24 protein-coding genes are annotated in these 25964 nt (G+C 61.2%); 12 read left to right on the forward strand and 12 right to left on the reverse strand.

The annotated features are described in order from the left end of the window. Positions 1–32: 32 nt before the first annotated feature. A complete protein-coding gene (locus CK498_RS20470; RefSeq protein ID WP_176475856.1) occupies positions 33–1643 on the forward strand; it encodes an ABC transporter permease in 1611 nt (536 codons plus the stop codon). Then, on the forward strand, positions 1640–2710 hold the full coding sequence (locus CK498_RS20475; protein ID WP_095622719.1) for an ABC transporter ATP-binding protein: 1071 nt from the start codon (positions 1640–1642) through the stop codon (positions 2708–2710). The genes CK498_RS20470 and CK498_RS20475 overlap by 4 nt, the downstream gene beginning before the upstream one ends. Before the next feature lie 277 nt (positions 2711–2987). Here the strand turns inward: CK498_RS20475 and polA are convergent, their stop codons facing one another. Beyond that, positions 2988–5768, reverse strand: a complete 2781-nt coding sequence (gene polA / locus CK498_RS20480; RefSeq protein WP_095622720.1) for a DNA polymerase I — start codon at positions 5766–5768, stop codon at positions 2988–2990. A gap of 184 nt (positions 5769–5952) precedes the next feature. Between polA and CK498_RS20485 the strand changes: the two genes are divergently transcribed. The 3 genes from CK498_RS20485 to speA all read left to right on the forward strand — a co-directional run bounded on the left by CK498_RS20485 (position 5953) and on the right by speA (position 9216). Continuing rightward, positions 5953–6249: a DUF2782 domain-containing protein gene (locus CK498_RS20485; RefSeq protein ID WP_095622721.1), complete on the forward strand. Its 297-nt coding sequence runs from the start codon at positions 5953–5955 to the stop codon at positions 6247–6249. Between the two features lie 85 nt (positions 6250–6334). After that, positions 6335–7297 carry a homoserine kinase gene (locus CK498_RS20490; protein WP_095622722.1) on the forward strand — a complete coding sequence of 321 codons (963 nt, stop codon included), beginning with the start codon at positions 6335–6337 and terminating at the stop codon, positions 7295–7297. After that, positions 7294–9216: a biosynthetic arginine decarboxylase gene (gene speA, locus CK498_RS20495; protein ID WP_095622723.1), complete on the forward strand. Its 1923-nt coding sequence runs from the start codon at positions 7294–7296 to the stop codon at positions 9214–9216. The genes CK498_RS20490 and speA overlap by 4 nt, the downstream gene beginning before the upstream one ends. Positions 9217–9291: 75 nt before the next feature. Here speA and CK498_RS20500 read toward each other — a convergent pair whose 3' ends face one another. Together CK498_RS20500 and thpD are read right to left on the reverse strand one after the other, a co-directional pair. Next, on the reverse strand, positions 9292–9957 hold the full coding sequence (locus CK498_RS20500) for a fumarylacetoacetate hydrolase family protein (protein WP_095622724.1): 666 nt from the start codon (positions 9955–9957) through the stop codon (positions 9292–9294). A 134-nt stretch (positions 9958–10091) separates the two neighbouring features. Beyond that, entirely contained in the window at positions 10092–11033 is a 942-nt protein-coding gene (thpD, locus tag CK498_RS20505; protein ID WP_095622725.1) for an ectoine hydroxylase, read from the reverse strand. Positions 11034–11238: 205 nt separating this feature from the next. Here thpD and CK498_RS20510 point away from each other — a divergent pair, with 205 nt between their 5' ends. From CK498_RS20510 to CK498_RS20530, 5 genes are all read left to right on the forward strand, one after another. Beyond that, complete coding sequence (locus CK498_RS20510) at positions 11239–11523, forward strand: BrnT family toxin (RefSeq protein WP_095622726.1); 285 nt, start codon at positions 11239–11241, stop codon at positions 11521–11523. After that, positions 11483–11782: a BrnA antitoxin family protein gene (locus tag CK498_RS20515; RefSeq protein WP_095622727.1), complete on the forward strand. Its 300-nt coding sequence runs from the start codon at positions 11483–11485 to the stop codon at positions 11780–11782. Before CK498_RS20510 ends, CK498_RS20515 begins: the two co-directional genes overlap by 41 nt. Before the next feature lie 17 nt (positions 11783–11799). Further along, complete coding sequence (locus tag CK498_RS20520) at positions 11800–12117, forward strand: helix-turn-helix domain-containing protein (RefSeq protein ID WP_217987820.1); 318 nt, start codon at positions 11800–11802, stop codon at positions 12115–12117. Positions 12118–12671: 554 nt separating this feature from the next. Then, positions 12672–13313, forward strand: coding sequence for a hypothetical protein (locus CK498_RS25920; protein ID WP_141246987.1), 642 nt, complete (start codon positions 12672–12674; stop codon positions 13311–13313). A gap of 6 nt (positions 13314–13319) precedes the next feature. Next, positions 13320–14144, forward strand: a complete 825-nt coding sequence (locus CK498_RS20530; protein WP_095622730.1) for an ATP-binding protein — start codon at positions 13320–13322, stop codon at positions 14142–14144. 298 nt (positions 14145–14442) lie between these two features. On the opposite strand, the gene CK498_RS26905 is transcribed toward CK498_RS20530, so the two are convergent. After that, positions 14443–14727 carry a helix-turn-helix transcriptional regulator gene (locus CK498_RS26905; RefSeq protein ID WP_095622731.1) on the reverse strand — a complete coding sequence of 95 codons (285 nt, stop codon included), beginning with the start codon at positions 14725–14727 and terminating at the stop codon, positions 14443–14445. Positions 14728–15230: 503 nt separating this feature from the next. On the opposite strand from CK498_RS26905, the gene CK498_RS20540 reads away from it, so the two are divergent. Both CK498_RS20540 and CK498_RS20545 read left to right on the forward strand, forming a co-directional pair. After that, on the forward strand, positions 15231–15524 hold the full coding sequence (locus tag CK498_RS20540) for a hypothetical protein (protein WP_217987821.1): 294 nt from the start codon (positions 15231–15233) through the stop codon (positions 15522–15524). A gap of 33 nt (positions 15525–15557) precedes the next feature. Further along, positions 15558–16007 (forward strand): hypothetical protein, encoded by a 450-nt coding sequence (locus CK498_RS20545; protein WP_095622732.1) that lies wholly within the window; start codon positions 15558–15560, stop codon positions 16005–16007. A 588-nt stretch (positions 16008–16595) separates the two neighbouring features. Here CK498_RS20545 and CK498_RS20550 read toward each other — a convergent pair. From CK498_RS20550 to CK498_RS20585, 8 genes are all read right to left on the reverse strand, one after another. Further along, positions 16596–17537, reverse strand: a complete 942-nt coding sequence (locus CK498_RS20550) for a tyrosine-type recombinase/integrase (protein ID WP_095622733.1) — start codon at positions 17535–17537, stop codon at positions 16596–16598. Continuing rightward, positions 17534–19291 (reverse strand): MobH family relaxase, encoded by a 1758-nt coding sequence (mobH, locus tag CK498_RS20555; RefSeq protein ID WP_095622734.1) that lies wholly within the window; start codon positions 19289–19291, stop codon positions 17534–17536. The genes CK498_RS20550 and mobH overlap by 4 nt, the downstream gene beginning before the upstream one ends. 271 nt (positions 19292–19562) lie before the next feature. Next, positions 19563–21827, reverse strand: coding sequence for a DEAD/DEAH box helicase (locus CK498_RS20560; RefSeq protein WP_095622735.1), 2265 nt, complete (start codon positions 21825–21827; stop codon positions 19563–19565). A gap of 94 nt (positions 21828–21921) precedes the next feature. Next, positions 21922–23475 carry a DUF6094 domain-containing protein gene (locus CK498_RS20565; RefSeq protein WP_456064530.1) on the reverse strand — a complete coding sequence of 518 codons (1554 nt, stop codon included), beginning with the start codon at positions 23473–23475 and terminating at the stop codon, positions 21922–21924. A 17-nt stretch (positions 23476–23492) separates the two neighbouring features. After that, on the reverse strand, positions 23493–24086 hold the full coding sequence (locus tag CK498_RS20570) for a hypothetical protein (RefSeq protein ID WP_095622737.1): 594 nt from the start codon (positions 24084–24086) through the stop codon (positions 23493–23495). A gap of 82 nt (positions 24087–24168) precedes the next feature. Then, entirely contained in the window at positions 24169–24783 is a 615-nt protein-coding gene (locus CK498_RS20575; RefSeq protein ID WP_095622738.1) for a DUF3275 family protein, read from the reverse strand. Positions 24784–24875: 92 nt separating this feature from the next. Then, complete coding sequence (radC, locus tag CK498_RS20580) at positions 24876–25415, reverse strand: RadC family protein (RefSeq protein WP_095622739.1); 540 nt, start codon at positions 25413–25415, stop codon at positions 24876–24878. A gap of 77 nt (positions 25416–25492) precedes the next feature. After that, positions 25493–25858, reverse strand: a complete 366-nt coding sequence (locus CK498_RS20585; RefSeq protein WP_095622740.1) for a hypothetical protein — start codon at positions 25856–25858, stop codon at positions 25493–25495. Between the last annotated feature and the right edge of the window lie 106 nt (positions 25859–25964).

Below are 25964 nucleotides of genomic sequence, written 5' to 3' on the forward strand. Positions count from 1 at the left end.
AATATCGGTCGTGACTTGAACAGCGAGAGACAATGAGCCACAGCGCCGAGCTAGCCAGCCCTGCTGCCCGTCGCGCCCTGCCGAAAGGCCGCGCGCGGCGCGTGCCGCTGCATATCCTGCTGCCCTCGCTGGTGGCGGCGGCAGCGATGCTGGTACCGCTGTTCTACCTCGCACTGCGCGCCTTCGAGGCCGACCCGCAGACCCTCGCCAACCTAGTGCTGCGCCAGCGCAACCTCGACCTGCTGCTCAACACCCTGTCGCTCGCCGCAGGCGTGGTGGTCATGACCACCCTGATAGCGCTACCGCTGGCCTGGCTGGTAGTACGCACCGATATCCGCTTCAAGCGCCTGCTGACCGTGCTCGGAGTGATCCCGCTGGCGGTGCCCGGCTACGTGATGGCCTATGCGCTGATCGGCCTGGGCGGCAACTACGGCGTGCTGGCCCAGCTCACCGGCGTACAGCTGCCACGCATCGACGGCTACGTCGGCGCCCTGCTGGCACTTTCGCTGTATACCTTCCCCTATCTGTTTCTCAACCTGCGCGCCACACTGGCGGGCCTCGACGGTAACCTCGAAGAGAGTGCCAGGAGCCTCGGCTACGGCAATCGCGAGGTGTTTCTCAAGATCATCCTGCCCCACTTGGCGCCCTCGCTGATGGCCGGCTGGCTGGTGATCACCCTCTACGTACTGGGCGACTTTGGCGCGGTGGCGCTAATGCGCTACGAGGCCTTCAGCTACGCCATCTACACCCAGTACTCCGGCGCCTTCGACCGTATCTATGCCGCCTGGCTGTCGATCATGCTGCTGGCGGTGGCGGCCAGTTTCGTGATGCTCGACAGCCTGGTGGTCAAGCGCAAGCTGGCGCGGGTCGGCACCGGGGTGGCGCGGCCGGTCAAGCCGATGCGCCTGGGCCGGCTGCGCTGGCTGGCCTACCCCTATCTGGCGCTGATCTTCGGCGCCTCGGTGGGCCTGCCGGCGCTGATCCTCGGCTACTGGCTGGTGCTGGCACCGCCCGACCTGAGCTTCTTCGCGCGAGTGCCCGGCACCTTCCTGCGCTCGGCGGGGGCGGCACTGCCCGCCGCCCTGCTGGCGGCGGCCTTCGCCCTGCCGATCGCCTATCTCACGGTGCGCTACCGCTCCACCGCGGCGACCCTTATCGAGCGCTCGGCGTACATCGGCTACGCGATTCCGCCGCTGACTCTGGCCCTGGCGATGGTGTTCTTCTCACTGCGCACCGCGCCCTTCCTCTACCAGACCCTGACGCTGCTGATCGTGACCTGGGCGATGGCCTCGCTGGCCCTGGCCCTGGGCCCGATTCGCAATGCCCTGCTGCAGACGCGGCCCAACATGGAAGAGGCCTCCCATTCGCTGGGCCACGGCCCGCTGAGCACCTTCCTGTGGGTGATCTTTCCGCGCCTGCGTCGCGGCATCCTGGCCGGCATCGCGCTGGTCTTCGTGCTGTGCATGAAAGAGCTGCCGATCACCTTCTTGCTGGCCCCGACCGGCTACACCACCCTGGCGGTGACCGTGTTCACCCGCACCTCCGAGGGCATGTTGGCCGAGGCCGCCCCCTTCGCCGCCGCCATCGTGGTGTTCTCGAGCCTGTCGGTGGGCTTCCTGTTAACCAAAGAGGGCAAGCGATGACCACCCTCAATCTCAATGCCACTCCCCAGGCCAGTGCGCCGCAGCGCCCTGCTCCGCTGCTCAGCGTCAGCGGGTTGAGCAAGCGCTATCGGTCCCGGGATCCACTGGCGGTCGAGAATGTCGGCTTCACCCTCGGCAACGGCGAGATCCTGGCGCTGCTCGGCCCCAGCGGCTGCGGCAAGAGCACCACCCTGCGCATGATTGCCGGGTTCGAGCATCCCGAGGCCGGCGATATCGTGCTGCGCGGCAAGAGCATCCTCGACCAGCCGCCGCAGCAGCGCCGCATCGGCATCGTATTCCAGGACTATGCGCTATTTCCGCACATGAGCCTGGGCCACAACGTGGCCTTCGCCATGCGCCATCTGCCCAAGGCCAAGCGCGCCGCCCGCGCCCGCGAGTGGCTCGATATGGTCGGCCTGGCCGACCTGGCTGAACGCATGCCCGACGAGCTCTCCGGTGGCCAGCAGCAGCGCGTGGCACTGGCCAGGACGCTGGCCGCCGAGCCGCAGCTGGTACTGCTCGACGAGCCCTTCTCCAACCTCGATGCGGCGCTGCGCGAGTCGACCCGCAAGGAGGTCCGCCAGCTGTTCAAGGCCGCCGGTACCTCGGTGATCCTGGTCACCCACGACCAGGCCGAAGCGCTCTCCTTCGCCGATCAGGTCGGCGTGATGCACGCCGGCAAGCTGATCCAGGTCGACCGCCCCGAGCAGGTCTACCAGCACCCGGCCACCGCCTTCGTCGCCGAGTTCCTCGGCCATACCAACCTGCTCGACGGCGATGCCGACGGCGAGATCGCCCAGACCGCGCTGGGACCAGTGGCCATCACTCCGGCCAGCCGCGGCCCGGTGCGTGTCTCGCTGCGCCCCGAGCACCTGGCCCTGGCCACCGCCCCGGACGGCCATGGCGCCACCGTGGTCGAGCGCGAGTTCCGCGGCCACGACTGCTTCTACCTGCTCGAGCAGCACGGCCAGCGCTTCTGCGCCATCACCCCCAGCCACACCCTGTGGCAGATCGGTGAACAGGTCAGCCTCGAGCCCCAGCGCACCGCCACGGTGCTGCAGTACTAGGCTTTTTCACCCAATCTCAGGGGGAAGGCGGGAGTTGCGTCACGAGCAAAGGCAGGCTTGGACAAGGCCATCGAAGATAGGCAGCACCGCTCGGAACTGATCCGTCGACAGACCTACGAGGAGGCGCTGTAAACCCTCCCTGGGCGCTACCTACGCCATCCATGGCGTAGAACCTCCTCTTCGGTCTGTCCCCGGCGTCCTTCGCTTAGTGGCAACTGCGATTGCCCTACCTGCTGGAATTCACGTCGGCTACCCGTCGTAGACCTGCTGGGCGCTATCAATGCGCTTCGTCCCAGTTGGCCCCACTCTCCGCCTCGACGATCAGCGGCACGCGCAGTTCGGCGGCATTGCGCATATGCGTCTTGACCGCCTCGATAAAGCCGTCGACGTCGGCCTCCTTGACCTCGAAGACCAGCTCGTCGTGGACCTGCATCACCATCCAGGCGTCGAACTCGCAGGGCGTCTTGGCGCTGCCCTGTAGCCAGGTGTCGACCTCGATCATGGCGCGCTTGATGATGTCCGCCGCGGTGCCCTGCATCGGCGCGTTGATGGCGGTGCGCTCGGCGGCCTGGCGGCGGGCGTGGTTCTGGGCCTTGATCTCGGGCAGGTAGAGGCGCCGGCCGAGTACCGTCTCGACGTAGCCGTCTTCGGCGGCCTGGGCGCGAATACGGTCCATGTAGCGCGCCACCCCGGGGTAGCGGTCGAAGTAGCGCTCGATGTAGGTCTGGGCCTGGTTGCGCTCGATGTGCAGCTGCCGCGACAGCCCCCAGGCGCTCATGCCGTAGATCAGCCCGAAGTTGATCGCCTTGGCGCTGCGCCGCTGGTCGGCGGAGACCTTGTCGAGGGGCACGCCGAATACTTCCGCAGCGGTGGCGGCGTGGATGTCGCGGCCCTCGGCGAAGGCCTCGAGCAGGCCCTTGTCTTCGGAGAGGTGGGCCATGATGCGCAGCTCGATCTGCGAGTAGTCGGCGGCGACGATGCGGTAGCCGGGCCGGGCGACGAAGGCCTGGCGGATCTTGCGCCCCTCTTCGGTGCGAATCGGGATGTTCTGCAGGTTGGGGTCGCTGGAGGAGAGCCGTCCGGTGGCAGTGACCGCCTGGTGGTAGCTGGTATGCAGGCGCTTGGTGGTGGCATTGACCAGCCGCGGCAGCTTGTCGGTGTAGGTCGACTTGAGCTTGGCCAGGCCGCGGTGCTGCATGATCACCTTGGGCAGCGGATAGTCCAGCGCCAGCTCCTCGAGCACCGCCTCGGCGGTGGACGGCGCACCCTTGGGGGTCTTCTTGAGCACCGGGATCTTCTGCTCCTCGAACAGGATCTCGCCGAGCTGCTTGGGCGAGCTGAGGTTGAACTCGCGTCCGGCCAGCTCGAAGGCCTCGGCCTCGAGCTCACGGATGCGCTCGGCCAGGGCCTGACTCTGGGTGTGCAGCCGCTCGGCGTCGAGGGCTACCCCGGTGCGCTCCATGCGCGACAGCACCGGCACCAGCGGCAGCTCCAGCTCATCGAGCACCGCGGCGAGCCGGCCTTCCTGTTCGAGGCGCGGGCGCAGCTCGTGCTGCAAACGCAGGGTGATATCGACATCCTCGCAGGCGTAGGGCGCGGCCTGCTCGAGGGCGATCTGGTTGAAGGTCAGCTGCTTGGCGCCCTTGCCGGCGATCTCCTCGAAGCTAATGGTCTTCTCGCCAAGGTACTTGAGCGCCAGCGAGTCCATGTCGTGGCGGGTGGCGGTGGAGTTGAGCACGTAGGAGGCGAGCATGGTGTCGGCCAGCGGCCCGACCACACTGATCTGGTAGTTGGCCAGCACCGAGATATCGTACTTGAGGTTCTGGCCGATCTTGCCCTTGGCCGTGTCTTCCAACAGCGGCTTGAGGGCCGCCAGCACCGCCGCGCGGTCGAGCTGGGCCGGGGCGTCGAGGTAGTCGTGGCCGAGCGGGATATAGGCCGCCTCGCCGGGCGTCAGGGCCAGCCCCACGCCGACGATCTCGGCCTCCATGTAGTTGAGGCTGGTGGTCTCGAGATCGAAGCAGAAGCGCTCGGCCTGGCGCAGCCGCTCGAGCCAGGCGTCCAGCGCGGCCTGGTCGACGATCACCTGGTCGTCGCGTGCGGCGGGAGTCGCGGCGGGCTCACCGCTATCGGCCTGGGGCGTGGCGGTGCCGCCGGCCACGTCGTCAACGCCTTGGTCCTTGCCCTCGAGCAACTCCGACAGCCAGGCCTTGAACTCCATCTCGCGATACAGCTCGAGCAGTGCCTCGCGGTCGGGGTGGGCGATCTCCAGGTCGTCGAGGCCTACCGGCAGCTCGCAGTCGGTCTTGATGGTGGCCAGCTGGTAGGAGAGAAACGCCTGGTCGCGGTGCTCCTCGAGCTTCTTGGATAGGGTCTTGGCGCCGCGGAAGTCCAGCGTCTTGACCTTGTCGAGATCGGCGTAGATGGCGTCCAGGCCGCCGCCCATGCCCTGCAGCAGGCCCAGCGCAGTCTTCTCGCCGACCCCCGGTACCCCGGGGATGTTGTCGACCTTGTCGCCCATCAACGCCAGGAAGTCGATGATCAGCGACGGCGGCAGGCCGAACTTCTGCTCCACGCCGGCCTCGTCGAGGGTCTCGTCCTTCATGGTGTTGACCAGGGTGATATGGCCGTTGACCAGCTGCGCCATGTCCTTGTCGCCGGTGGAGATCACCGCATCGCGGCCGGCCTCGGTGGCGCGCCGCGCCAGGGTGCCGATGACATCGTCGGCCTCGACCCCCTCGATGCACAGCAGCGGCAGGCCCAGGGCGCGCACGCAGGCGTGCAGTGGCTCGACCTGGCTGCGCAGGTCGTCGGGCATCGGCGGGCGCTGGGCCTTGTATTCGGCATACAGCTCGTCGCGGAAGGTCTTGCCCTTGGCGTCGAACACCACTGCCATGGGGCTGTCCGGGTAGTCCTTGATCAGCCGCTTGAGCATATTGAGCACACCCTTGACCGCCCCGGTGGGCTGGCCCTGGGAGGTGGTCAGCGGTGGCAGGGCGTGAAAGGCGCGATACAGGTAGGAGGAGCCGTCGACGAGGACGATGGGGCTGTCAGCCATGGTGAAGCGATCCCTTGGGCATGAGCAATGCCTCCATGATACGCAGCTCGCCGCGCCGCGTCAGGCTTCCCTCGCTAAGAGAGCCTCCCAGATTTATACTATCCTGCCGCCAGTGGCAGTGAATTACCGCCCACCGTCAGTGTCCAACCGCACAGATACCATGCCGCTTTCGGCAGGAGGTTACATGTCGCGACTCCCCTTGCCCCGTGCCGCGCTGCTGGCAGCGCTGCTTTGCTCGAGCCTGCTGCTGGCAAGCCTCGTAAGCCACGCCCAGTCATCGCCCGAACCCCAGGTCACCGAACGCCAGGAGGGGGATCGCACCCTGCGCGAATTCCGCATCAACGGACAGCTCTACGCCATCGAGATCCGCACCCGCGACGGCGACCGCTACCACCTGCTCGATCGCCGTGGTGATGGCAATTTCAGCCGTGTCAGCGGTGATGCGATAGAGGTACCCGACTGGGTCAATACCGGGCGTTGAGCCCGCTCCGGCCGGCGACACTTTTCGTGCATCGCACAAGCAAGACGGTACAATGTGCCGCTTGGCAACCCCGGGCGAGAGAGACATGGCCGTATTTACCCCGCTGAGCCAGGCTCAGGTCGCAGAGTTTCTGCAACGCTTCGACGTTGGCACGCTGACGCAGCTCGAGGGCGTAGCCAGCGGCACCGAGAACACCACCTATTTCGTCACCACCGAGCGCCAGACGCTGGTGTTGACGCTGTTCGAGCAGGGCGAGCACGAGGAGTTGCCGTTCTTCGTCGATCTGCTCGACTACCTGGCCGACCATCGCCTGCCGGTGCCCGGCCCAGTGCATGATCGTCAAGGCATCGCCCTGCAGAGCCTGGCCGGCAAGCCGGCGCTGCTGTTTCCGCGCCTGCCCGGGACGTATCCCAGGTCGCCAAATCTCGCCCAGTGCCAGGCGCTGGGCGATGCCCTCGGCCATATGCACGCGGTATCGCGCTACTTCGACGGCCACCGCCCCAATCCCCGCGACCTGCACTGGCTGGTGGCCATGCATCATCGCGTGCTGGTCTACCTCTCCGCCGACGACCAGGCGCTGATGAGCGACGAGGTCGACGCCTACCAGGCGTTCTTCGGCGACGCCCCGGACCTGCCTCAGGGCGCGCTGCACGGCGACCTGTTCCGCGACAACACCCTGTTCGACGGCGAGCGGCTGGGCGGCATCATCGACTTCTACAACGGCTGCACCGGTGACCTGCTGTTCGACCTGGCGATCGTCATCAACGACTGGGCGGTAAACGCCGACGGCAGCCTCGACGCCGAGCGCCACGACGCCATCCTGCGCGCCTACCAGGCGCGCCGCCCGCTGACCGACGCCGAGTGCGCGGCGTGGCCGATGATGCTGCGCATGACCGCGCTGCGCTACTGGCTGTCGCGGCTGCTGGTGGTCTATGTCGACCCGCCGGCCCACGACTTGACGCCCCATGACCCGGAGCAGTTCCGGACCATTCTGCTCAGCCGCCTGCAACACGGCGCGCTGGCCCTGCCGGAGGCCCACCCCGCATGAGTCTGCTCGATGCCGGCGCACCGTCGCCTTCACGCCTGGCGCGCCACACCTACAACATCGACCAGTGGGGCAGCGGCTATTTCGACGTCGATGACGGCGGCCACACCGTGGTGCGCCCGCTGGGCAGCGAAACCGAGGGTCCGGCGCTGCCGCTGGATGCACTGGTCGACCAGCTGCGCGAGGCCGGCCTGCGCCTGCCGGTGCTGGTGCGCTTCACCGATATCCTCCACGACCGGGTCGAGCAGCTGTGCGCGGCCTTCGACGCGGCGATTCGCGAAGAGGCCTATACCGGCGGCTATACCGCGGTCTACCCGATCAAGGTCAACCAGCAGCGCCGGGTGGTCGAGGAGATCCTCGCTACCCAGGAGCGCGGCCACGGCCGGGTCGGCCTCGAGGCCGGCAGCAAGCCGGAACTGCTGGCAGTGCTGGCACTCTCCGGCGACGGCTCGTCGCTGATCGTCTGCAACGGCTACAAGGACCGCGAATACATCCGCCTGGCGCTGATGGGCGAGAAACTCGGTCATCGGGTCTACCTGGTGGTGGAGAAGTATTCCGAGCTTGACATCATCCTCGAGGAGGCCGCCACCCTCGGTGTCACGCCGCGCATCGGCCTGCGCGCCCGGCTTGCCTCGGTGGGTCGCGGCAAGTGGCAGGACACCGGCGGCGAGAAGTCCAAGTTCGGCCTCACCGCCGGCCAGACCCTCGGCGTCATCGAACGGCTCAAGCGCAGCGATGCGCTGGGCAGCCTGCAGTTGGTGCACTTCCACCTCGGCTCGCAGATCGCCAATATTCGCGATATCCAGCGCGGCCTGCGCGAGTGCGCGCGCTTCTACCAGAGCCTGCGCGAACTCGGTGCACCAGTGGACACCGTCGACGTCGGCGGCGGCCTGGGCATCGACTACGAAGGCACCCGTTCGCGCAGCGAGTTCTCGATCAACTACTCGATGCGCGAATACGCCAGCAACGTGGTGTGGGCCTTCCGCCAGGCCTGCGAGGCCGAAGGCCTGCCGCACCCACACCTAATTAGCGAATCGGGCCGCGCACTGACCGCCCACCATGCGGTGCTGATCACCAATGTGATCGGCGAGGAGCGCATCGAGGACCAGGCACCGCCGCGCCAGGTCGAGGATGACCCGCAGATCGACGAGCTGTGGCGCGTCCACGGCCGCCTGGCCGACATGCACGAGCCGCGCGGCCTGGTCGAGGCCTACCATGACTTGGTGCAGGCCATGGGCGAGCTGCAGGATCGCTTCGTGCTGGGACTGGCCGGCCTGGTCGCGCGCGCCGAGGGCGAGGCGGTCTACTTCGCCGCCTGCGCGCGACTCAAGGCGCGCCTCGACGGGCGCAATCGCGCTCATCGCGAGATCCTCGACGAACTCGCCGAGAAGCTCGCCGACAAGCTGTTCGTCAACTTCTCGCTGTTCCAGTCGCTACCCGACGTATGGGGCATCAAGCAGATTTTTCCGGTGATGCCGCTGAGCGGCCTGGAGCGTACGCCGAGCCGTCGCGGGGTGATCCAGGACATCACCTGCGACAGCGACGGGCGCATCGACAACTATGTCGACGGCCAGGGCGTGGAGAGCACCCTGCCGCTGCCGGAGTGGCGCGACGGCGACGAGAAGCTGCTCGGCTTCTTCCTGGTCGGCGCCTATCAGGAGATCCTCGGCGACCTGCACAACTTGTTTGGCGACACCGACTCGGTGGACGCCGCCCTCGATGCCAATGGCGACTGGGTGCTGTCGCATGCCATCCAGGGCGACACCGTGGCCCAGGTCCTCGACCACGTCAATTTCGATGCCGAAGTGCTGCGCCGCCACCTGGCCAGCCAGCTGGACGCCAGCCAACTCAGCGTCGAGGAGCATCAGGACTTCCTCGCCGACCTCTCCGCCGGGCTGCAGGGCTACACCTACCTCGAGTGATACGGCCACTGGCCCAACGCAATGCGCCCCCGCAGCCAGGCTGCGGGGGCGCATTGGTGTTGATCTTGCAAAAGCTTAGTCGACTACCCGAGTGGCCACTTCCAGCCCACCGGTCAGGGTGAAGTGCAGCTCGGCGCCACGCGGCAGCTCGCCGACCCCCGGTGGGGTACCGGTCAGCACCACATCGCCCGGCAGCAGCGTGAAGTGACGGCTCATCTCGGCCAGCAGGGTCGCCACCGGGAACAGCATGTCGGAGCCTTCGCCGCTCTGCACCCGCTCGCCGTCGATGTCCAGGCTGAAGGTCAGTGCGCTCCAGTTGGGCACGCGGTTGAGTGCCAGGAACGACGACAGCGGGCAGGCGCCGTCGAAGCTCTTGGCGATCTCCCAGGGGTAGCCCTTCTCCTTGAGCTGCGACTGCACGTCGCGCAGGGTCAGGTCCAGCGCCAGGCCGATACCGGCCACCGCACGCTCGGCTTCCGAGGCGGTGGCATGGGTCAGCGGCTCGCCGATCAGCAGCGCCAACTCGGTCTCGAAGTGCACGTCGCCGCGTGAAAACGGCGCATCGATCGGCTCGTCCAGCGGCACCGCGCAGGTCGACGGCTTTATGAACAGCAGCGGTTCAGTGGGAATCGGGTTGTCCAGCTCTTTGGCATGGTCGGCGTAGTTGCGACCAACGCAGACGATCTTGCCCAGCGCGTGAGGAAATTCCTGGCCATCGGTAAAACGGGGAACAAAGCGCATGGCGGGATATTCTCCTGAATAAAAGGGAGGCGACGTCTCGGGCGCCGCTTACATAATAAGCGTCACAGTTTACCGCAGCGGGCGCGCCAGTCCAGCGCCCCCGCCTAATGCGTCACTCGAGACGTCTCTCGCCATCACGGCGACCAGTCTGCATCTGGCTGATGGGCCAGGAATGCCGGCCGTGCACGCCTTGCCGCATAGGGGGCAACGCAGCGGTTGTCTCGACGATTGTAGACAAAAAATGCGTTGCTGCGGGGATCCGGCGACATATTGGCGTTGGAGCCGTGCAGCGTATTGCAGTCGAACAGCAGCAGCCCCCCTGCCGCACCGGTCGGCGCCTCGATACCGTGCCGCTCGATCAGCTCGCCCAGTGCCTCGCGGCCGGGCACACCGAGCTCCTGCATCTTCAGCGACTGCTTGTGATGATCGTCCGGCGTTTCGCCGAGGCAGGGCACGAAGACCTTGTGCGAGCCCGGTACCAGCATCAAAGGGCCATTGAAGTGGTGATTGTCGGTGAGCACCAGTGACGCGCTCACCGCGTGCATCTCCGGCATGCCGTCCTCGGCGTGCCAGGTTTCGAAATCGGAGTGCCAGTTGAAGCCCTTGCCCTGGAAGCCGGGCTTGTAGTTGATCCGCGACTGATGAACATAGGCCTCGCCGCCGAGGATCTGCTCGGCGCGCCCCTTCAGGCGCGGATCCTGCGCCAGGCGCCGAAAGCGCTCAGAAAGAAAATGCACGGCGAATAGCGAGCGGATTTCCTCGCCGCCCGGCTCGGTGATGCTGAAATCGCGCCCAACGTAGTCCTCGTTCGACATCAGTGCCTTGAGCTCCTCGCGCAGGGCATCGAGCTCGTCGCCGCTGAGGAAATTGGGTTCGAATAGAAAGCCCTGGCGCTCGAAGGCATCGAGCTGCGCCTGGCTCAAGGGGCCATCCTCGGCGCTGCCCTTGACCACCGCCTCACGGCGCTTGAGCCAAGGCATGTCGAGCGGCTGCGACAGCCGTGTCGGATAGGGATCGTGCCGCTGCGCGGCGGGAGAATGGTAGTGAGCGTTACGGGTAGCGGTCTGTACCGACATCCAAATCACCTCCTGGAACCTGTGATCGGGTTGTTGATGCAGAAATAGCGGGCTGACAGCGATGCATGCCGCCTAGCCATGTAGAACGTAGGGGCGAGGGTGCTCAATTCAAGTGCTGTCGACACTTTCGCCACCCCACCCAGCCACCACAGTTTGACAGCCCTATATTCCGTGGGCACATTAAATAGGCAAATAGGATCGCCTCATGCCCCAAGATCTAGAGATCGAGTATGACGACGCCAAGCGCCTCAAGACGCTACAAGAAAGGCAGCTCGATTTTGCCCATGCTTACCAAGTCTTTGCCGGCGACACCATCATGCGGATCGACAACAGGCACGACTACGGTGAGGAGCGCATTATCCCCCTGGGCTACCTGAACCATCGCCTCGTCGTCCTTGTCTGGACCTGGAGAGGCCAACGACGGCGCATCATCTCAATGAGGCACGCCAATGAACGCGAAATCCGATACTTCCAAGCCAACATGGGTTGACCCTGACGACGCTCCAGAGCTCGACCAGGAGTGGTTCGACGACGCCCACCAGTACCACGGTGATACCTTGGTCAAGCGTGGCCGTGGCCGTCCCCCGCTCGAACCCAAAGAACGCAAGGTGCCCGTCAAGGTCCGCTACGATCAGGACGTTATCGAAGCCTTCCGCCAAACTGGCCCCGGCTGGCAGACCCGCATGAACGATGCGCTACGCCAGTTCCTGGCCGAGCATGACGTCAACAAGATGGACGGGCGCCACTAGCCCATCGCGAGGCCGTGATGAACATCGACACCGGCTCCACCAACGTCTATGCCGACCTGGGCATGCCAGATGCCGAGGAAATGCTGATTAAGGCCCAGTTGGCCGCCAAGATCGGCGAGATCATCAAGCGCCGCCGCCTCACGCAGACCAAAGCGGCAGAGCTAATGGGCATTCCCCAGCCTAAGGTTTCTGCCCTGCTGCGTGGGCAGTTCCGCGGCATCAGCGAAGCCAAAATGCTCGAGGCGATCGCTCGCCTAGGAAGAGACGTCAAAATCGTCATCGGCCCCTCACGGCGCCGTTCCTCTCCAGGACACGTCGAACTGGAAATGGCTTGAGGATCACTACGAATGGACGCACCGCTAAATGAGTCTGAAGCTGAGTGAACTGATATCGAAGATACCCCTGGCCTGAATGAGGAGTGGTTCGAAGATGCATACCAGTACGATGGCGATACCCTAATCAAGCGTGGTCGTGATCACCTTCTCTCTCCTCAAGAAAAAAGTACCAGTCAAAATCCGTGAAGATTAGAATGCATATGAGGCCTTCCTTCATATCGGCCCAGGCGATTAAATTAAAGTTAACAATACGAGGCGCTCGTCTACAACTATATAAAACTTTCACATCTTACATACACCACAGCCATATGTATCAGCCACCATTAAACCACTTTATTTTAGGCTGTTACTGAGCCTAAGCATAGTCACCATACAAACAAAGTCATTTCAATAACTTATCTCAATGACTTATTTCAATGAGAGCTTATAAAACTATTCAGTATTTACATCACCCAGTCATCAACGATAAAAAACTACAACAGTTGAATGCAACGCGACACCCTTGAAAAATTTTAAACATCTGATATCATGCTTATGGGAACTATAGGAGTAGCATGATGTTTCGATATCAACTAGAGTCATCGAAAGAAATTAAAAAGCTGCCTGACGCAAAAAATGAGACCGCAATAGCAGTGCTAGACGACGATCCTTTCAAGCCAAGCAAAAGCTTAACTACCCATGGATTTAGAATTGAGGAGCTAGGTCCAGACATACGTTCTCTTTCACAGATCTCTAATTATCCTGTCATAATATGTGATATCCGTGGAGTAGCTCCTGAGTTTGGTAGCTCACTTGAAGGTGCACACCTTATAGAGCAAATCAGAAAAACATATCCCGATAAGTTTCTTATTGCTTATACAGGCATGCAGCACTCTATTTCTCACAACAAAGCTCTGTCATATGCAGATAGGCATATGGATAAAGCCGCCCTTATAGAGGAATGGGTTTCAGAGCTAGATGATGCAGTTATGGTGATGTCAACCCCATACAAGCGCTGGCTAAGGCTCCGGCTTACACTCGATAAAAGCGGTATAGATGCATACAAAATATACAGGCTTGAGCAGACCTTTCTGAAGGCGTACATTAAGAAGAACCCCAAACTTTTAGATACTACATCTATTGATCTCACGCCTGAAATAAAAGATTTATTCACCTTGACAGCAAAAACCATATTGATGAGCTTTTTTAACAGTTGAGAAATTATGAACTATAAAAAAATGCATAACAGGGAACAAAAGCTAAAAGCTACCATACAAAATCTGAAGGCTAAAAATGAACACTCCAAACGTGAAATTTTAAAATTAAATAACACGCTTGATGATGTAATGCACGAAATGAGAAGATTCAGTGCAGACATTATATCTATAACTGAAGAGCTGAGCAAAAATTTTCAGGAAAATCAAAAAAGCTCTGCAAAATGGAAAAAGGCCTCTGAGAAAATTGACACAGTTTTTTATTTGGCAGGATTTATTAGCGTCCGCTTAAGCTTGGCCGACATAGAGCTTAATCCAGAAGCCATCAAAAGACAAAAATTATTTCGAGCAGGCATCCATAGAAAGTTCGAAAAATCACGACATGTTCTTTCTTCTCTGGCCAGAACGAAAGCAATTAATATTAATCTCACTGGAGAATCTTTCTCTGAAATTGATGCCATCAAAGCCTTTGATCTTGTACCCTATGTACTATTAGAAAACGCTATAAAATACTCTCCCAAAGGCCAAAGTATAAATATAATTTTTGATGATAACCCCTCATATAAACATGCTAGTGTGACCGTTTCATCCATAGGACCTCTACTACATTCTGATGAAAAAGAAAAAGTATTCGATCGAGGTTATCAAGGTCAAGAGGCGAAAGATTTAAATATAGATGGTCAAGGTTTAGGCTTGAACTTGGCAAAGACATTATGTGATCTTCATGATCTAAAATTAGATATAAACCCCAGTAGAGATGTGAAGTTTACTTACAACTCTATAGCCTATAGCGAATTTCAAATAACAATAACATGGAACAAAAGGCAAGCATAAAAACTAAAAACACCATCAAGAAAAGCGATCTGCCCGGACATTATCTTCCACCCTATCGTGGATGAGTATATCGCTTCAGATCGCTGCACCCAATTATATCCATGATCGCTTATTAGCTAAATGATATAAGAAAATGGCCAACGCCGCTGGGTGATTCATGTAGCACGCATAGATTAGCCTTGTACATCGACCTCAGGCTTACCTGATTTAGCAACCTCCCCATCAAGCCCGCTCAAGGCTGACACTCCTTATCCTGGAGCCTTTCCCCCCTGGTACCACCTAGCCGCTGCCACCTTGCCTAGTCGGTATCCGTCCCTGTTTGCTTGAGCATCTGCCGCGCTCTCTCGATCTCCGGGCTTATGTGCCCAGAGCTTTCATCAACCAAGTTAGTTACTAACCATAGTGCGTACCTGCTGAATGCTTTCGACACCAGCTCTAGGTGCTTCCCTGACGGCGCGCTCCTACCGTTTTCGATATTGATCAGTGTCTGCTTCGGAATCCCCGTCAGATCGCTAAATGCTTGCCGGCCGCGCCCTTCCGCTTCACGTATCTCGCGCACTTTTTTTCCAAGCTCATTTGACATGTTGCCTGAACCGCCTATAGCTCGATCTAACAAGTGTTGTTTTATCGGAAAACACTGAGCACGGACACCTAACGGTCATTTAGAAAAAGTACCACAACTAGCCAAAACGAGCAGGTACGACATGGAAACGAGCAACACGCCCCAGGTCCCGGCCACCGTGCCACTGATGACCATCGAGCGGTTCGCCGAGCCTTCAGGCCTCACCCCCGACACCATTCGTGGGCAGCTCCAGTAAGGCAATCTTCCCCCCATCAAGGTCGGCCGCCGGCGCCTCGTTAAAAGCCGGCACGCATCAATGCACCCCCTCAGGCGCTCGTCCAGGACGGCCTTGACCGTCTAAACCGTGGCGACTACACCGCACTTAGCCTCGAGCCCCGTCGCTGACGCCCCCCCGCCGCCGGGCCTCAATCCGCTGCGCCTTGAGGAGACCCTGTCGGCAGCCTACTTGTGCCTGGCAAGCACCTAAATCGAGTTCCTCACCTGGCAGGAATGCCTCCGCCGACATGATCGCCCAAACACACATGCTCTACATGGACCCGCCTTACTGGCAGACTGAGGGCTATGGCGTCGGGTTTGGCATCGAGCACTACGAGGAAATGGCAGAGATCCTGGTCCCCCTCAAAGGCAAGGCTATCATCAGCCTCAACGACCACCCCGACATCCGGCGGATCTTCGCCGGCTTCCACATCGAGACCACCGACATCCGCTACACCGTCGGCGGCGGCAAGGGATCAGATGCTCGCGAGGTGCTGATCTTCAGCTGGGACGTGGCAGCGGAGCCGGCGGGACTTTTCTAACTTTGCTTACCAGCTAAACACCGGGGGACAGTTATGCTTGAGATAGCGAGCGGCTTGAAAGCCGCATACGACATCGCCCGTTCTGCCAAGGACGTACACGACCAGGTGCGCCTCAACACTGCCATCAGCGAAATTTTAGAGCAGCTGTCTTCAGCTCAGTTGGGGGTGTTTGAGCTTCAAGAGAAATATCAAAAGGTTGTAGAAGAGAATAGAGAGCTCAAGGTGCTGTTGGAGAAGGCCAGACGCTTTGATGATTACCAGTTGGAGAAGACGCCATTAGGCGGCTTCATACTGCGGCTAAAGGATGGGAGCTTCAACCCTGAGAACCCGAGCCATGCGATCTGCACCAACTGCAAAGAGGATGGCAAGGTGTCCGTGCTGCAAGAGTATGATACCCACTACTACTGCCACTCCTGTAAGGCGAACGTGCCACACACACAGGCACCATCTCTCACGTCCGACTGGGACCCCTATGACCATTAGCTTTTCCAGGTGCCAAGTATCCCGCTAAACTCAGGTGCTTTCCCTAAGTAGAAGCAGTGCCAAATTCGGCGCCGAGCTATGCCAAATATGGCGCGCCGTTACAGCCAGCCTGTCGCCCAAGGTTAAAGACCGGCCGCCTGTAGTGGATGGAGTTTCAGGACACAAAAAAACCGCCTCAAAAATGGGCGGTTTAATATTGAGCAAATGCTTGATATATCAAAGGTTTCGCTTGGTGCCGGCACCAGGAGTCGAACCCGGGACCTACTGATTACAAGTCACAGCACCAAAAAATCTCGAAAAATCAACACGCTACTGCGTGGAAAAATCTTCGTGGAATGCTTACAGAGGCGGCCTGAGGGCAGGCTCCATCATCAGCATCACACGGCATCATCAGGTAGCTATTGAAGAGCACAGGGTTCCAGCTGTCAACCTGCATGAGGGCAGTCTAATTCAGACGATGGTAGGAGGCGGGCCAGCAGCCGAGGGGATAGCCCCATGAGGACGGCAAAAGCGGTGCCGGGGCATTAAAGCCAGCCCCTGGCACCGCAGGTGGGTCATGATCAGATTTGCGCTCGAGCGCCACTGAGCCTAAACACGCCCCTCGATGGCGCTGCGCAGGCTGCCGATGTCGACCTCGACGTACTCAAGCGTCGTGCTGATGTTGCTGTGGCCGAGCAGCGCCTTGACGATGTGCAGGTTGCGGTCTGGCTCCTTCATCAGCTCAGTGCCCAACGTATGACGGAATCGGTGCGGGCTCATCTGATAGCCGCAAATCTGGGAAAGCTTCTGATAGAAGCTCTCCACCTGCCAGGAGTCCATCATCTCCATTCGGTGCCGCACGCTGAACCGGTTGACGTTGAAGATCTGCTCACCACGCTTGATCCCCACCATCCTTGCCGAGTTCATCAGGTTCTCCAGGTGCGGGTAAAGAGCATTGGATATCGGAACAAAGTGTTCGCGGTTATTCTTTGCACCCTGCCAGGTAGCTGTGAGCACGCGCGACTTCAAGTCAATATCTTCTGGCTTCATCAGCAGTAGTTGAGTCAGCCGGATTCCCGTATGGTAGAACGTTTCAAATACCACCTCCCAGAACCAGACAGGATGAAGCACCGATGGAGTTTTTCGGTAACGCTCTATTTTCTTATGCAGGTCAATCGCTTCCCTGGCCATCTCAACCTGGCGCTTACTCAGGGTCTTTTTCCTCTTCTTCGGGGAGCTCACTTCCATCTTGGCAAACGGATTCGAGGAGATAGGAATCAGGGCATGATCTATCGCATGCTTGAAGAGGATTCTGTTATGACGGCAGTAGTTATTCCAACTAGAGTGCGCAAGGTTTCTCCCCGTCTCAGAGAAGCAGAAGTCTCTCCATTGCCTGACATCATCACGAGTCACTTCTTCAGGAAGCTTATCCTGACCAACGAAACGCCGCAAAAGCTTTACAGGAACAAAATATGAAGTTCTGCTCCGCTCCGTTAGCCAGCGCTCAGAAAAATAGGATTGCAATAAGTCGTCAAAGGTAAATGTTTTCATTCTTCGGGGTTCCCATCAACCAGGTCAATAAAGGGGTTATCAAAAACCTCCTTACCCTCCTCCATCAGGTCATCCTTATCCACAAGATAACCACAAAGGGTGCTCGACTTCTTGTTTGGACCGACCACCTTCACCTTGTGAAAACTTCCACCATCCTTATTCTTCTTGTGCAGCTTCAGCTTCTGGAATGAATCCTGAACTGACTTCCACTCTCCCTCCTCTCCACTAACCTCCTGACAGTAGCGCTTGAACACCTTGGGACTCACAATAAACAGCTTTCCATCTACTGTATGCACCAGGGCCTTCGAGTCATTCATCAATACCTTGTGAGAGCTGAGCCCACTCCTCATCCACTCCAGGAAAGCCTCCCCTGGTGAGCCCGCCTCGGGGCCCACTTTTTCGTTACTGCCCTCCCCCTCTGACTTTTCATCTGGAGCCGGTGGCTCCTCCTTGCTCCCTCCCGCGATAGCGAGGATGGATGCTTCCAGATCATCCGGCAGGTACTTTTCCTCATCAGATTCATGTGATTGCGCTCCAGAAACTTCGTCTGGAGGTGTTGTTGAAGGCTCTTCTTGCTGATCCTGGCTACCCTCAAGGGCCTGAACACTGCCAGAAAACTCTTCAGCAACCTCCTCGCCACTCCAAACGAGTGATTTATGGACTTTCACCATGGAGAGCTCAGCACTCCATTCACCCAGCTCAACTCGGCACTTCCATACCGATCGCCCCTCCTGGTTTTCCATAATCAGTCCATGGGACTGCATTTCATCGTAGAGGCGAGTCTCGTTGGATGGCACGCCCCCGATGCCATGGGAAAGTAAGTAACTCTTTATCTCACGGGGTACCAGAGGAGTGACCAGCCACAGCGCTTCTGAGGTGACAAATCCCTGCGCCCCTTTTTCATTGAGCTTAATCTTTTGTTTGACAATGTGTCGGATTGCCCCCCTCAGCTTGCTCTGCAGGGAGTCCCTGGGGGCTTTCTCAACATTGAAGACCTTCCCACCTAGCGATTTGGCAACACTGGCTCGATCCGCCTGATTGACGATTTCACCGACAACGCCGGAGCGCTCAGAGTGGCCGCTGATGGTATACATTACCAGGCCAAACAGTTGCGGCTGGCTTCTCAGCCACTCGAGGGCAGAGTTGCCAACCACCTCCTTGCACAGCAGTAGGTTGGTAGCGGAGTGTAGGAAGTAGTCGCGCCCTTTGACATACCGAAAACGATACTCATCGGGAATCACGCCTTCCCAGAGGCACCACCTGCGGCCAGATTTCAGGTAGATATCGACGTCGACGATGACTTTGGCAATATCATGAAGCAGGCAGGCATAGATAATCGCGACGCTCCACAGCTCCCCGGTCGAAGATTGCATCTCAGGGGACGCTTTTGGTGGTAGCAGGTGTTGTCGGCGCAGTCTCAGCCCGAACACACAGGTCTCGAGCCCATGATCGAGCATGCCACCCGGGTAACTGTGGTGATGAGACTCTGAGGCTGGGAGCCGCTGTACACGCTCAGCGTACCTCTGTAAAGGCTCCTTGACGTAGGCCTCGAACACGGGTGATGTCAGCGAGGTGCTTTCATGAATGGCTTTGAGCAGCTGCTGTCGATATGGCGTCGCCAGCAGCTCCACTCCTGTGCGTGGAACTTCCCAACTGGGATCACACTGATCCTGAGCGGTATCAGGCAAGCTACGCCGGCCGCGTAGAAAACTGAGATTCAACAATTCTCGCTCCAGGTGACACTTTCCATGCATCACACACTTGACTCCTCTCAGGAGCCAGAAGAAACGTTAACTGCGATGAGAGAGGTTTCGACCGGGCAATCCGTGCCCAAGTCATGTCACATGACATACATGCTGATGATAACCAGTTGCATTTATTATACCCATATCGTATTTCAGGAATATTTAAAATGACGTAATCTTCATCTTCACCGGACATAGGCTCTGGATTACAACCAAAGTCTATGAACCCCTCACAGGTAACAAAAAAACCCCTCCGTAGAGGGGCTAAGTAAGGTGAGTATCAACTGACCAGCTGCCGGGCCAAGGCCATCTCCACGGAGTCACCGTCCGTATTGAGGGCATCCAGGCCCGACTCGGGCACGTCTCCCGACGTGCTCTGCGCCACGGCGATCTTCCTGGCCATCAGCGACAGGCAGGCGATCTGTGACGATCCGGCATAGCCGAGGTAGAGCACCTTCACTGGCTGCCGCTGACCGATCCGCCAGGAACGGCGGGCGGCCTGCTGCAGGGTGTAGACGTTCCAGCCCGTCTGCATGAAGACGATGGTGGGAAAGTCCAGCAGGTCGAGCCCGGTCTTCACCAGGTCCGGATTGGTGATCAGCACGTCGACACCACGGTCGACCTGATCGGCAATCCAGTCCTCGCGCCGTTGGGTCTCCACGCTGGAGCGCAGCACCGCGACCTTGAAGCCGGCCTGAGTGAGCACCGCCTTGAGTCGGCTGCTGGTATCACGTTTGCCGGTGTAGGTCGTGTAGACCAGTACCTTGCGACCCTCGGCCTTCTCTCGCTGGCAGATCTCCACCAGCTCCCGCTCCTTGGGCATCGGCTGCTGCTCGCTATAGAGGCTCTGCACGAATGCCAGCAGGCTGCCCGAGCGCGGATGCTTGACCGTCTCCGGTCGGAAGCAGCAATCCGGCCAGGCCAGCAGCGCATTGAGCACCACGCCCAGCAGGGTGGTGTCCTTGCGTGCCAGCGCCTGTCTGAGCTCGGTGGTCAGTTGACCCTCGAGCCGCCGATAGGCAAAGGCCTGCTCGTCGTCCATCGGCACCTCGATGAAGTCTTCATCGTAGGGCGGCAGTACATTGCCACCGATGTCCTTGAGCTTGAGGAAGACGGTGAAGGGCAGCACGTAGCGCATGATCCCCTTGGGGCCGAAGCCCGGGGCCTTGACGGTGCGCACCGACAGCTTATTGCCTCGCGCTGTCTTGTGCGAATCGCCATCGCGCTCGGTGTAGATGTCCTTCAGCACCCCATGATCACGCAGGAACGACATGGCCGCAGGCCCCATCGATCCGCGCCCGTTGGGGCGATACCCGTCCTCAAGCATCTTCGGCGTGAGGATGCGGAACAGCAGGTGGAACAGATCGTCGGCATAACCGCCCATCAGGGTGCCGGTCAGCAGCAGCGACTTGCGCGCCTTGGCTGCCAGCACGCCCATGGCCTGGCCCTGGGCCGACCCGGCGTTCTTGTACTCATGCCCTTCGTCCACGATCAGCAGATCGAAGGTGTGATCCGGCAGCTGCCGCTTGATGAATTCGGTCGGCTGATAGCCTCCTTCACCGAAGCCGAACTCCATCGTGGCCATGGCCCGCTCCATGCGGGCCGCCTGCCGGTCGGAGAACACCAGCTCCCCGTTCTCATCCATGAGGTTGATGAACTCGTGGATGTTGTCGCCCAGCAGCGTGGCCAGGAACTCCTCGCCAAACTGCTGCACCAGGCGCTCTGACGAGACCTTGCCGATGGTGGGCAGCTTGCGCAGCGCCTTGAGTACAAGCTCGCGCTGCAGGCTGCCCGTCGCCCGTTGTGGCCGCATCAGCGTCCAGAGTGGGCTGTGACAGTGCCGGCACTTGTGCCGTCGCTCCTCACGGAGAAACTGCGACAGCGATACCACTTCGTTGTCGCTGTCAATCACCGTGCCGCCGCACTGGGGGCAGGCCGCCAACTCGCCGCCCGGCACGCGCTTGCGTGCCGGAGCGGGTCGCCAGTGGAAGCCCATGCGCATGCGCACGCGCCCTAGGATGAAGAACTCCGGCCGCCCATCGGACGGCTGACCCAGGGCCTCACGGAGCTTGAGCAGCTTGACAAGGGTATCCGGGCCGTTCAGCACCCAGACCCTGGCCTGATCGACGGTCTCCAGGATCTCCCGCCGCCACTTGTAGACCAAGTGAGGCGGCGCGATTACCAGGAACCGCCGATCGCCTTCGCCGTGACAGACCGCCGCGGTGGCGATGGCCATCATGGTCTTGCCGGTGCCCATCTCGGCGTTGATGATGCCCGCCGGCTCATGTCGGTCGAGCAGCAGCGCCGAGATGGCCTGGACCACCTCGGCCTGCTCGGGGAAAGGCGCCCGCTTGAGGGCCGCCATCACGGCCTGGCGACGAGGGTTGGCCTCGCCGTCATAGACCGGGGGATGGGAGCGGTTGAGCGAGGCCAGCAGGCCATCGCCAAACTCCTCCACGAAGGCGTTGAGGTCCACCTGAGGCCCGAAGACCTCGCCAGACTGCGCCATGCCGGCCGGCGCCGGCAGCTGAGTGATATCGTTCATGTCCGTCTCCTTGTGCACAAGAAAAAGGCGGGCACTCCCCTCCCCTGGCGGGTTGGAAAGACCCGCCGTGGGGAATGGCGCCTTGGGGCGCCGGTCAGTAGTCCTCTGGCAGCAGCAGCGTGGTAGCGCTGCGATCCGCCTCGGTGATGATCCAGACCGTGAGTGACTCACCGATCCGGTAGGACGAGAGCAGCCTGTCACCGTGAACCAGGGCCTGCTCGTTGCTTTGACGGTCCTCCTCCGGCACGTCCCCCCAGTCGCCGGTGACGTGTCGTCGGAGCAGCGCCATGGGCGAGACCTCGCCTCGCTCCACCAGCTCGTTGACGGCCCGAGTCATCACCACGCGCCCTACATCGAAGTGTCGTGGATCCGGCCTCGCGGCACGCTCGGCGACCCGGTTGAGCGGCGCAGGCACATCGCCTGCCTCGGCGTCTTCCGCCTTGCCACCCTCCTCCTGCTCGCCGTCGTTGGCCGCCGGCGTCGAGGTAATGGTCAGCAGCTGCCCAAAGTGAGACGAATCTGGCGTCATCTCCCAGGCGCGGATCACCGGCACGAAGCGGTCGGTGAGCATGCGGGTCTCGGTGATGGAACCGTCCTCCCGCTCGGTGAACTCGGTCTTGGCGACCTTATCCTTGTGGGTGTTGCCTTTGACCACCAGGCAGCGGCCGTTGGGCGCCGTCACCACGCCGGAAATCGCCCCGGCCGCCAGCGACAGGGCCAGATGCCAGGAGGAGAGTCGGCGCACCGGGGGACGCGGCGAAAGGCCGGTCTTCCCGAACACGCTGCCCGCCTCGGGCCAGAGCCCCTGCAGCCCCACGACCTCATCGGCCAGCTGCTCGGCATCGAGCGACACGCGATAGAAGTGGCGCAGCTCGCCCTGAGCCGCCGGTACCACATAGGGCTCGAAGGGCCACACCTCCGGAATCACCTCGGGCGTGACCTCCTTGCTCCCCACGCGCAGCAAATGGGCGCGCATGGCCTTGGCCTCCTGACGGCGCTCCACCTCACGGCGTCGCACCCGGCGGCCCAGGATCACGACCTGCTGGAAGTCATCCACGGCAGCGCGGAAGACCCGCAGCTCGGTGAAGTGGTTGACCAGCCAGCCGGTCAGCTCCTTGTCCAGGGCGTAGTCGGGAACGATCAGCACCATCACGCCCCCATATTGCAGGGTGCCGATGGTGCGCTGGTAGAACAGCTTCTCCAGGCGCCTGCGCCCCTTGCCTTGGTAGAGGTCATAGCCGGCGTGGTCGGCCAGCAGATCGCCGTAGGGCGGATTGAGCCACAGGCAGCCCATGCTGCGCGGTGAGATCACCGTGTCCATCAGGTCGCCCTGCAGGCCATTATCCACCAGGTCATGCATCGAGGCGGCCCGCTCGGCGTGATACTCCACGCCGCAGGCCTGAACGCGTTCGCGCCCCAGGTGATGGGCCAGCTCGGCGATGGCAGCGCCCTCCCCCGCACAGGGATCGAGCACTCGCATCCGGCCGGCGCTCGCCGGGCTGAGCGCCTGAAGCACCCGCTCGAGCGACGCCTCGTCCGTGGGGAAGTAGCCATTCCTGGCGAAGTTGCGCGCAATGCGCTGAAACATCAGTGCCATGCGACACCTCCTGTCGGTTGGGTGTGGTAGGCGCGGCCAGAACGGCCGCACCGCGGTGGAGCAAGAGCTCAGGGCTCGGGGGTGAGCACGCCGGCGCGGATCATGCCGCTGAGGCGTGGGGCCAGGTCGTTCTCATCGAGTGAGATCTCCCAGGCCTGGATCGGCCCCTGTGAGAACGGGGCCGGCAGCACCGCATGCTGGGCATGCAGCAGCGTCATCACCGGCGCCCGCCAGTGATCCAGCAGGGGCAGCGGGCAGAGCTCCCGCACACGAGGCCACAGCTGGTCATCCACCGGGTAGGTACCCTCCTCGTCGTCGAGCAGGGCGATGCTGTGCAGGTTGGCGCGATCCGGTGTAATGCAACGCTGGTCGAAGAGCCACACGTGCACTAGGGTGCCGAAGCGCGTCTGCCGCAGCCGGGCGGAGCGCCGGGAGTAGCGGTCCATGTCGCCAAAGACCATGGGGTGGCGAGTCTCGCCCTGGCAGAGGTGCAGGGTATCCAGACCATTGTCTGCCGCTGGTAGCGTCAGCCTGGCCAGCAGCTCCTGGAGCGCCGTATCCCGCCCCCACAGGGAGAGAAACAGGCACTCACGCTGCCGGCCAAGGCAGAACGCGTCGGCGTACAGGTCCAGGCACTCATCGAGGGTGTAGAGCTCGGGCATGAGGGTCTCCATCGGTTAGCGAAGATCGATGGGGACATCCCGAGCCCAGGGCATCGAGATGCCCCGGTGGGGAGTGGCTGCCTCAGGCAGCGGCTTGCCAGGTCTGCGTCGGTGCCTGGAACTGGTAGCCCAGTTCCTTCAATCGACTCACCTGACGGCGGAACAGCGCTCGGTCCACGGTGGGGTCGAGCTTGACGCTCTGCCCCAGGGGCCAGAGCAGGCCGAAGAGCTCGGCGTCGGGATTGGCTTCCTGGCCAGCGGCGTGGGTCTCCGGGGCTTGCGGCCCTGGTCCCTCACCAGCATCAACCTGAGGCGGCGGCGCAGGTGGCGCCATCGGCTCGCCCGGTCCAGACATGGATGGGGCAGGAGGCGCGGGAGCGGCCTCCTCCTCCAGCGGATCCATCTCCGCGGAGTCGAAGCGTGGGCCATGCTGGGTCACCAGCATGCCGTCCTCGGTCAGCAGCATCTCGCCGACCTTGGCGCGGACCTCCACGACCAGCCGGCCACCGGCGAAGTAGCTCGCCGGTCGAATCTCGAGCAGCAAAAACTCGCCCTCAAACACCCCTTCGCTGAACTGATCCAGCTGTGGGTCCTTGATGACGAACTCGCCGATCGAGGCCGCCAGCCGGCCCACATTGAAGGGGCCGTTGCGCCCATGAATGGTGCGGACGGTGAGCCGTCCGGGAATCTTGATCATCACCAGACTCCTGTTCGACAGGATGCAAGAAGAGTGGACGGGGCCAGCAGTGCCGGCCCCGTCCAAGCGGCCTCGGGCAAGGGCCCGAGGTGTCAGAGGTAGCCCCGCTCGGCGAAGGAGACCGAGTCCGAACCGCCGACCACGATGTGGTCGAGCACGCGAACTTCGATCAGACCCAGTGCCTCTTTAAGGCGCTGGGTGATGCGTCGGTCCGCATCGCTCGGGTCGGGCTCCCCGCTGGGGTGGTTGTGGGTGAAGATCACTGCACCAGCGTTGTGGTGCAGCGCCGCCTTCACCACCTCCCGCGGATAGACCGAGGCGGAGTCGAGGGTGCCGTGGAACAGCTCGCTGAACTCGATCACGCGGTGCTGGGTGTCCATAAAGATGGCACCGAACACCTCGTGGTCGTAGCCGGCCAGCTTGAGCCACAGAAACTCACGTACCCGATTGGGCGTATTGAGCTTCATGCCCTTGGAAACGAAGCGCTCCACCACCTGGCGTGCCGCATCGATGACGCGGTCATCGGGGGCTGCCAGGTAGTTGCCGTCGCTGTCGCACACGAACAGCTGAGACGCGTTGGATGGGGAGTAGCGAGAATCTGCCGGGAGGGCAGCTGCTGAAGTGTGTGTCATGACCAGAACCTCCGGACATGACCGAGACCGCCCCCTCCGGGAGCGATGTCCCGGTCGGGGTGGATAGTGAGGAAGGGTTACGCTGCGGCGAGCAGCGCGTGGTTCAGCTCGTCGTGGCGAGCCACCAGCAGGTAGTCTCCGTGCTGGCGGTCGTTCTGCACCACGAGGGCCTCGAGCTCGAGAGCCAGAGGCTGATGGGGGTTCCCGCTGGGCGGGATGCGATGGTGAGTCAGCCGCACCGCCTGGGTCCCTGCCGGGTACCCGCACAGTTGGCTGGCCACGTTTTGCAGCAGCAGCTGGAATCGTTCGATGGGAGAGACCCCATGCTCCGAGACCACGTGCTCTGCGACATACATGCAGTCATCCATGACACGCTCGCTAATGCGCACCTTGCCCACAAAGCCGTGGTCACGAGCCAGAGACGACATATCGTAGGATTTCATGGTGTATCTCCTGCGGTAATGCACACAGGGGACACACCTTCCCCACCGGGGAAAGTGGATCCCCTGGTGGGTGATGGCACATGAGTGCCGAGGAAGAGGTGCTGCA

This window comes from Halomonas salipaludis, assembly GCF_002286975.1.
In the GTDB taxonomy this organism is placed as follows: domain Bacteria; phylum Pseudomonadota; class Gammaproteobacteria; order Pseudomonadales; family Halomonadaceae; genus Franzmannia; species Franzmannia salipaludis.

What these genes read in the sequence shown, in the direction of transcription:
- CK498_RS20470 (WP_176475856.1), top strand. Translation starts at nt 33, where the DNA reads ATGAGCCACAGCGCCGAGCTAGCCAGCCCTGCTGCCCGTCGCGCCCTG.
- CK498_RS20475 (WP_095622719.1), top strand. Translation starts at nt 1,640, where the DNA reads ATGACCACCCTCAATCTCAATGCCACTCCCCAGGCCAGTGCGCCGCAG.
- polA (WP_095622720.1), bottom strand. Translation starts at nt 5,768, where the DNA reads ATGGCTGACAGCCCCATCGTCCTCGTCGACGGCTCCTCCTACCTGTAT.
- CK498_RS20485 (WP_095622721.1), top strand. Translation starts at nt 5,953, where the DNA reads ATGTCGCGACTCCCCTTGCCCCGTGCCGCGCTGCTGGCAGCGCTGCTT.
- CK498_RS20490 (WP_095622722.1), top strand. Translation starts at nt 6,335, where the DNA reads ATGGCCGTATTTACCCCGCTGAGCCAGGCTCAGGTCGCAGAGTTTCTG.
- speA (WP_095622723.1), top strand. Translation starts at nt 7,294, where the DNA reads ATGAGTCTGCTCGATGCCGGCGCACCGTCGCCTTCACGCCTGGCGCGC.
- CK498_RS20500 (WP_095622724.1), bottom strand. Translation starts at nt 9,957, where the DNA reads ATGCGCTTTGTTCCCCGTTTTACCGATGGCCAGGAATTTCCTCACGCG.
- thpD (WP_095622725.1), bottom strand. Translation starts at nt 11,033, where the DNA reads ATGTCGGTACAGACCGCTACCCGTAACGCTCACTACCATTCTCCCGCC.
- CK498_RS20510 (WP_095622726.1), top strand. Translation starts at nt 11,239, where the DNA reads ATGCCCCAAGATCTAGAGATCGAGTATGACGACGCCAAGCGCCTCAAG.
- CK498_RS20515 (WP_095622727.1), top strand. Translation starts at nt 11,483, where the DNA reads ATGAACGCGAAATCCGATACTTCCAAGCCAACATGGGTTGACCCTGAC.
- CK498_RS20520 (WP_217987820.1), top strand. Translation starts at nt 11,800, where the DNA reads ATGAACATCGACACCGGCTCCACCAACGTCTATGCCGACCTGGGCATG.
- CK498_RS25920 (WP_141246987.1), top strand. Translation starts at nt 12,672, where the DNA reads ATGATGTTTCGATATCAACTAGAGTCATCGAAAGAAATTAAAAAGCTG.
- CK498_RS20530 (WP_095622730.1), top strand. Translation starts at nt 13,320, where the DNA reads ATGAACTATAAAAAAATGCATAACAGGGAACAAAAGCTAAAAGCTACC.
- CK498_RS26905 (WP_095622731.1), bottom strand. Translation starts at nt 14,727, where the DNA reads ATGTCAAATGAGCTTGGAAAAAAAGTGCGCGAGATACGTGAAGCGGAA.
- CK498_RS20540 (WP_217987821.1), top strand. Translation starts at nt 15,231, where the DNA reads ATGATCGCCCAAACACACATGCTCTACATGGACCCGCCTTACTGGCAG.
- CK498_RS20545 (WP_095622732.1), top strand. Translation starts at nt 15,558, where the DNA reads ATGCTTGAGATAGCGAGCGGCTTGAAAGCCGCATACGACATCGCCCGT.
- CK498_RS20550 (WP_095622733.1), bottom strand. Translation starts at nt 17,537, where the DNA reads ATGAAAACATTTACCTTTGACGACTTATTGCAATCCTATTTTTCTGAG.
- mobH (WP_095622734.1), bottom strand. Translation starts at nt 19,291, where the DNA reads ATGCATGGAAAGTGTCACCTGGAGCGAGAATTGTTGAATCTCAGTTTT.
- CK498_RS20560 (WP_095622735.1), bottom strand. Translation starts at nt 21,827, where the DNA reads ATGAACGATATCACTCAGCTGCCGGCGCCGGCCGGCATGGCGCAGTCT.
- CK498_RS20570 (WP_095622737.1), bottom strand. Translation starts at nt 24,086, where the DNA reads ATGCCCGAGCTCTACACCCTCGATGAGTGCCTGGACCTGTACGCCGAC.
- CK498_RS20575 (WP_095622738.1), bottom strand. Translation starts at nt 24,783, where the DNA reads ATGATCAAGATTCCCGGACGGCTCACCGTCCGCACCATTCATGGGCGC.
- radC (WP_095622739.1), bottom strand. Translation starts at nt 25,415, where the DNA reads ATGACACACACTTCAGCAGCTGCCCTCCCGGCAGATTCTCGCTACTCC.
- CK498_RS20585 (WP_095622740.1), bottom strand. Translation starts at nt 25,858, where the DNA reads ATGAAATCCTACGATATGTCGTCTCTGGCTCGTGACCACGGCTTTGTG.